We start from the raw sequence: 5,848 nt of genomic DNA on the forward strand, positions 1-5,848 counted from the left end.
TGAACCACAGAGGCACTGAGAGCACAGAGCGGAAATACGGCCGATCCCACGGCGTAGGCCCAGGCATAGGGCTGGCGAAAGCCGGCCTCGTCCAGCACCAGCACCAGGGTCTTGCCGTCGGGCGTGAACTGCGGCTTGATCACGCTCACCACCTCGTGGCCCACATCGCCGCGGCGCTCCAGCACCAGCTCCGGCTTGGCATTCTCATCAGCAGCGCCGAGATAGACGCGCAGCAACTCCTTCTCCCGCTCCCAGCTGCTGAAGGCATAGCGGCTGCCGTCGCGCGCCCAGGCAATCGGGCTCAGCTCGAACCAGCCGTCGCCACCCGCATGGGTGAACACCGGCAGCGCTTGCTTGGCCGGTACCTCCTCCAGACCGGGCACCTTGCGGATATAGATGGCCAAGGGCTTGTTCGTGCGCTTGTCGTCGGAGACCTCGCGGTCAACCTTTTTGGCGGTGGCGAAACGCTCGCCGTAGTTCATGATTTCGACCTTGCGGCCGCTTGGTTCGGGCGCGGGCTTGCCTTCTTCCAAGGGCTTGAGTGGCGCGCGGCCGACCAAGGCCATCCAGCGGCCGTCTTCGCTGATCGTGGTCGACTCGACCTGGTATTTCTTCTCCGCATCATCCGGGTGGATCAACTCGCGGTTGAGCACCTGCACGCCACCGGCGCCAAAACGGCTGCGCAGCACGCGCTTGTCGTCCATATAGACATAAGCTTGATCATCAGCGGCATAGGCCAGCATGCGCAGCGCGCGCGAGGTTGCCTGCAGCGGCGTGATCTTGCTGTCGCCGGCGACCCAACGGAACAAATTGCCGCGGTAGGCAAAAATCAGCTCGTCCTTGTGATGAGCCCAGACGATCTGGGTCGCGCCGGGGTAGAGGTCGGTGGGCTTGAGCTTGTCCTTGGCCTGCTTTTTCTTCAGCTCGTCGCGCCACTCCCACAGTTCTTTGTCTTTCTCGGGTTTGTCGGCGGGCGCCGAGGCGGCCGAGGCTGCGGCCAGCGGCTTGCCGCCGCGCTTGGCCTCGAAAGCCTCGGCGGCACGTTTCTCGATTTCCGCCTCGGCCTTGTCGGCCGCCTTCTGGGCGTCGTCGCGTAGCTTCTTGGCCGTGTACTCCTGCTTCACCCGCTCAATGGCCGCGGCCTCCCATTGGCCCAGATCGACCGCAGCACCCTGCAGATAGGCGGCCTGCGCTTCTTCCTTGGCCTGGGCAATGGCGAGCTCGCTGCGTTTTTGCTGCAGTTTTTTGTCGAAGCGCTCCAGGTCCTCGGGTGCATCAAAGGCGGCCATCAGCGCCGGCGAAGTCAGGCGCTGGGTCTTGCCGGTCTTGCTGTCATGAACGTAGAGGTCGGTGCCGGGCTCGCCGAAAGGATTCCACAAATAGGCCAGATAGCGGCCGCTGCGGCTGAACTCGGGTGATTTGGCGTTCTCGCCCCGATAGGGCTCGGCGCGGAAGAGCTTTTCCAGGCTCAAGGTCGCCGATGGCACGGCGGGCGTTTGAGAAAATGCCGATAGCGCCACCGCGCTCAACAGCACTGCCAGCAGGCAGCTGGTGGCCAAGGTGGTGCATGGGTTCTTCTTGTGGGTCAACAAACCGCGTTCTCCAGGCTCGCCCAGGGTCCGGGCAGGCGGGATTCTAAAAGGCCGCGACTTTATTCCCGTTGGTCATGGAGCCTTCAGGCAAACTTCGCCCATGAACTTACTCACCACCTTGCTGGCCGGCGCCGGTTTGCTGATTTGCATTTTTCTGGCCATCCATATGAGCTTGAGCCCGCGCCGGCGCCAGCAATTGGACGCCCACCTGCGCGATGCAGGCCGCCGAATGACGCAGTTCTGGCGTGGCCGGCGCTTCAAGAAGTCAGCCGCCAACGAGGCCGAGGCAGCGATCCGGCGCGCGCAGGGCAGCGCCGCCAAACCCGAGGGCGAATGGGACGGCAATGTCTACCGACCCAAACGCTTTGGCGAGGACAAGCCGCGCAAGCCGCATTGAGCCGGCGCGGCCCGCAACGCCTCAGGCTTATTGCTTGCTGCGGCGCGCCGCCACGGCCAGCAGGCCGCCCAACATCAAGGCCCAAGTACCCGGCTCGGGCACGGCGCTGACGTAATTGCCCAGTTCAGCAGCATCAATGGTGTAGGCATGCAGCACGCCCGGCAACAGCTTGTAGCTGCCGTCTTGCGGCACGCTGCTCGAAGCACCCGTGCAACCTGTCGTTAGGCCCAGCGGGCATTGGATGGCGCCGGCATAGGGGTCGGCGTCGCTGAAGCGGAAATACACATCCAGCTGGTCGCCGCTGCTGTTCTGCGTCACGCTGTAGTCGTTGTCGGTGCCGGCCAGCAACAGGTATTTGCCGTTCGCCAATTTGGGGCCGATGGCCAGGCCTTCCCATTTCTCCGGCGACTTATTGCCCAAGGCGGCCAAGGTGTTGGCATCCAGGTCGAGGATCTGGCCCGACTTGCTGACCTTGGTGTAGCTGGCACCGGCGGCGTCCAGATCGATGCCGGAGACATCGCTGGCGCCGTTCAGGTCGATGCGGTAGACCTCCTTGTCAGCCGTCTCAAAATCGGCGCCGACGCCGACGCCGCGGTTATTGCGCTCCAGCACGAAGAATTCATGCTCGTTGATCGCCACCAAGGCCGAGATGCCCTGACCCTGGTTGTTGCGCTTCATTTCGTAAGCGTATTGCCCGACCGCCTCGCCAGTCGTGGTGTCGAACTTGACGATGCGGTTGATCTTGCCGTTACTGCCACCCTCGTCCAACATGGCGCTTTGCAGCATGGCAAACGCGAACTTGCCGTCCGGGCTGATGGCCAGGCCCTCAAAGCCGCGGTTGGTGCGCTTGCCGGCGGTGTTGCCGGTGTCTCCGGCGAAGTTGGCCACGCCAGACACGGCGTTGCGCGGAATCAAATTGGCCGGTGTTTTGAAGGTGCGCAGCAACTCGCCGCTGCGGCTGAACTCGCGCACCGACGGGCCGTACTCATCCGACACCAGCAGGGTGCCGGCCTTGGTGATGACGAAACCTTCGGGGTCGAAGGCCAGGCCCAAACTGCTGCTTGGGTTCGGCGCGATGCCGTTCAGACCCTGGCCGGCGCTTTTGAAGACCACCGTTTCGACCACCTTGAAGTTGCTGATAGCGCCGGTGTTCTGGTTCACGTCAAGGGTGAAACGCTGCACGCGGGTGTCGTACTTGATCGTGCCGCCGCCAGGGCCACGATCCGACAGACCCCACCACTGATTGCGGTTGGTGTCGTAATAGATGTCGGAGAAATACCCGAGCCGGCCGTTGTTGACCGACGTGCCGCCGGACAGGTCCAGCGCGGCGCCGTCGAGCGCCAGGCCGTTGATGAAGCTGGGCGCGGCTTGGGCGGCCAGACTGGCCGTGGCGAGCAAAGCAGCCGCGATGGCATGAAGTTTTCTTGGTGCAGTCATGAGTGAGAAGTCCCAACAAAGTCACAGATCAGCCGCGCAGGCTAGGCTCGGTGTGTGACGGTGTCGTGACAAAGCACCGATTCAGGGGGTGACTCAATAGAGCCGAATGGCGGTGTCAAAGCTCCAGCTGCGGCGGATCTCGATCACGTCGAACTGGCGTGCCAGAGCGGGCTGGAACGGCGGAAAAGGCGCCTGGCTTTGCAGGATGCGGCGGATGCCTTCGTCGATTTCGGCCACGCCGCTGGAACGCACAAAGTTCACCGACTCAATCGAGCCGTCACTGCGCACCGCCACCGTCACCAGGGGCTGGGTATGCGGCAGCTTGGCCGCCGCGCGAATCAGATCGAAGGTCTGGTTCAGCTCGATCTTGCGGCTCCACAGTTCCGCGTACAGCAGCAGCTCGGCGTTAGGGTCGATGCGCCCGAACAAGCGGCCACGGCGTGCGCTGCTGCCGCTGGGAAGCAGCGTCGACGGCGATTGGCGCTCGGCATTGGCAGCCGCATCGCGCCTAGCGGCCTCCTCGTCCAGCTGGCGCCCCATCGCCCGCCGCGCCGCCTCGCGTTTGGCGTCCTGCTCGGCCCGGGCGGCGGCCAGCGTGGCCCGGGCCAGGTTGACCGCTTCTGTTTTTGCAGCTTCTTGCTTTGCCGCTTCTTGCTTTGCAGCTTCTTGCTTTGCAGCTTCTTGTTTGGCCGCGTCTTGCTGTGCGGCCTCCAGCCGGGCGTTCTCGGCCCGTTCAAGCTCCTGGCGGGCGGCGGCCGCTTGCCGCACCGCCGCCTGCTTTGCCGCTTCCAGGCGTTCGGCTTCCTGCCGAGCCGCCTCGACCAAGCGGGTGGCTTGCAGCTGTTGGGCCTGCCTTTCTTTGCTTTCTTTAGCGTCCTGCTCCGTCTGGGCGCGTTCCTGGGCCTCCAGGTCAACCGCCTTTTGCAGCACCGTTTCGCGGGGCACCGGCAGCAGAATTTCCGGGCTCGAAGCGCTCGGCGCGGCTGTGGTCAGCGGCGCGGGCACCACCGGCGTGGGCGGTGTGGGCGGCACAGCCCAGCTGGCCGTGTCGGGGCGAGCCAGGGCCAGCAAGGCGGCTGCCGGGGCAGGCCGTGGTATCGGCGCCGCTTGGGCCACCACGGCAGACATATCGGCGGCGGCCACGGGCTCCCGCATGGCGCTGGCAGTCGGCGGCTCGGCCACGGCCGGCGGCGCAGGCGCAGGCGGAGCTGGCACAAGCATCACGCGCAAGTCGTCAGCGCCCAGCCGTCGCTCTCGCCAAGGCAAGTCCAGACCCGGCAGCCCGTGCCCCTGCCCGCCAAGGCTGAGACTCAGCAGCAGCGCATGCAACAGCAGGGACAGCAACAGCGCCGTGCGCACCCGGCTGCGCTGACGCACATCAAGCAGGAAGTCGGGGTAATCAGGTCTCACATCGTCGGGTCATCGAGTCATCGGGGCTTTGAATCAGGGGCGCCAGCGGGGTCAGAGCCAGCCACAGGCGGATGGCAAGACCTGACCCCGGATGGTGTGCGGATTGTGCCTTGCCGGGGCCGCAGGGCTAGCGCACCTGCTGGCGCGCAGCGGCAAGTACCGCTGATCTGTACGCTGGCACACAGACGTCCATGAGGCCCACTGCTATCTTCTTCACGCAAGCCTACCCACATCATGCCCGCCTCTCCCGCTGAATCCGTCGAACCCACCGAAGCCGCCGTGCCCTCTCACATCTTGCATGTGCTGGACAAGGCGCTCGGCCAGAGCCACGGCGTCAAGGCCGAGGTCGAGGCCGTGGCCGAAGACTTGGGGTCGGCGAATGATCAGGCCAAGGTCAATATTGCCGAAGGGGCGACCACACTGCCCGCTGCCGCCGCGCTGCAAGACGGGCTGGCCGTCGAACGCCGGGTGCAGGCGGTGGCCGACGATCTGCAACTGGTGACCGACAACCTGGCCCGCGGCGTGAACGAGGTCAAAGCGGTTGAGCAGGCCTTGGAGCGCTCACGCGAGGCCTTGGCCGAGTCGGAAGCGGCGCTGGCGGCGTCGCGCGACGCCGAGCGCGCCGCCACCCAAATCGCTATGCACGACCAAAAGACCGGCCTGCCCAACCGCACGCTGTTCGACGACAGGCTGGCTCAGGCGATCGCCGGTGCCGAGCGCCACGGCTGGTTGCTGGCGGTGATGTTCCTGGACCTGGACCGCTTCAAGCTCATCAATGACACCCATGGCCACGACACCGGCGACGCCGTGCTGATGGCGGTGGCCCAGCGCCTGATGAGCCACGCTCGCGACGAAGACACGGTCTGCCGCAATGGCGGCGACGAGTTCCTCTACCTGCTGATCAGCCCCAAGGATCGCGTTGCCGTGGCGCGCATCGCAGCGCTGGTGCAAGCAGCCATCCAAGTTCCGATCGAGGTGGGTCGCTTGCAATTCGCCATCAAGCCCAGCATTG

General features: G+C 65.1%; 5 protein-coding genes. 2 read left to right on the forward strand and 3 right to left on the reverse strand.

Annotated elements, in window-relative coordinates; all coding sequences use genetic code 11:
- The coding region (locus RMO57_RS03390; protein ID WP_310384224.1) for a hypothetical protein at positions 1-1,592 on the reverse strand (1,592 nt) is incomplete at its 3' end.
- A 100-nt stretch (positions 1,593-1,692) separates the two neighbouring features.
- Here RMO57_RS03390 and RMO57_RS03395 point away from each other — a divergent pair.
- A complete protein-coding gene (locus RMO57_RS03395; RefSeq protein WP_310384226.1) occupies positions 1,693-1,989 on the forward strand; it encodes a hypothetical protein in 297 nt (98 codons plus the stop codon).
- 27 nt (positions 1,990-2,016) lie between these two features.
- Here RMO57_RS03395 and RMO57_RS03400 read toward each other — a convergent pair whose 3' ends face one another.
- Together RMO57_RS03400 and RMO57_RS03405 are read right to left on the reverse strand one after the other, a co-directional pair.
- Positions 2,017-3,426, reverse strand: a complete 1,410-nt coding sequence (locus RMO57_RS03400; protein WP_310384227.1) for an esterase-like activity of phytase family protein — start codon at positions 3,424-3,426, stop codon at positions 2,017-2,019.
- A gap of 93 nt (positions 3,427-3,519) precedes the next feature.
- Complete coding sequence (locus tag RMO57_RS03405; protein ID WP_310384229.1) at positions 3,520-4,836, reverse strand: TonB C-terminal domain-containing protein; 1,317 nt, start codon at positions 4,834-4,836, stop codon at positions 3,520-3,522.
- Between the two features lie 234 nt (positions 4,837-5,070).
- On the opposite strand from RMO57_RS03405, the gene RMO57_RS03410 reads away from it, so the two are divergent.
- Positions 5,071-5,848, forward strand: a 778-nt coding sequence (locus RMO57_RS03410; protein ID WP_310384231.1) for a GGDEF domain-containing protein, incomplete at its 3' end; no start/stop codon positions are given.

The sequence above is a fragment of the Roseateles sp. genome, assembly GCF_031397715.1.
Classification (GTDB): domain Bacteria; phylum Pseudomonadota; class Gammaproteobacteria; order Burkholderiales; family Burkholderiaceae_C; genus Paucibacter_A.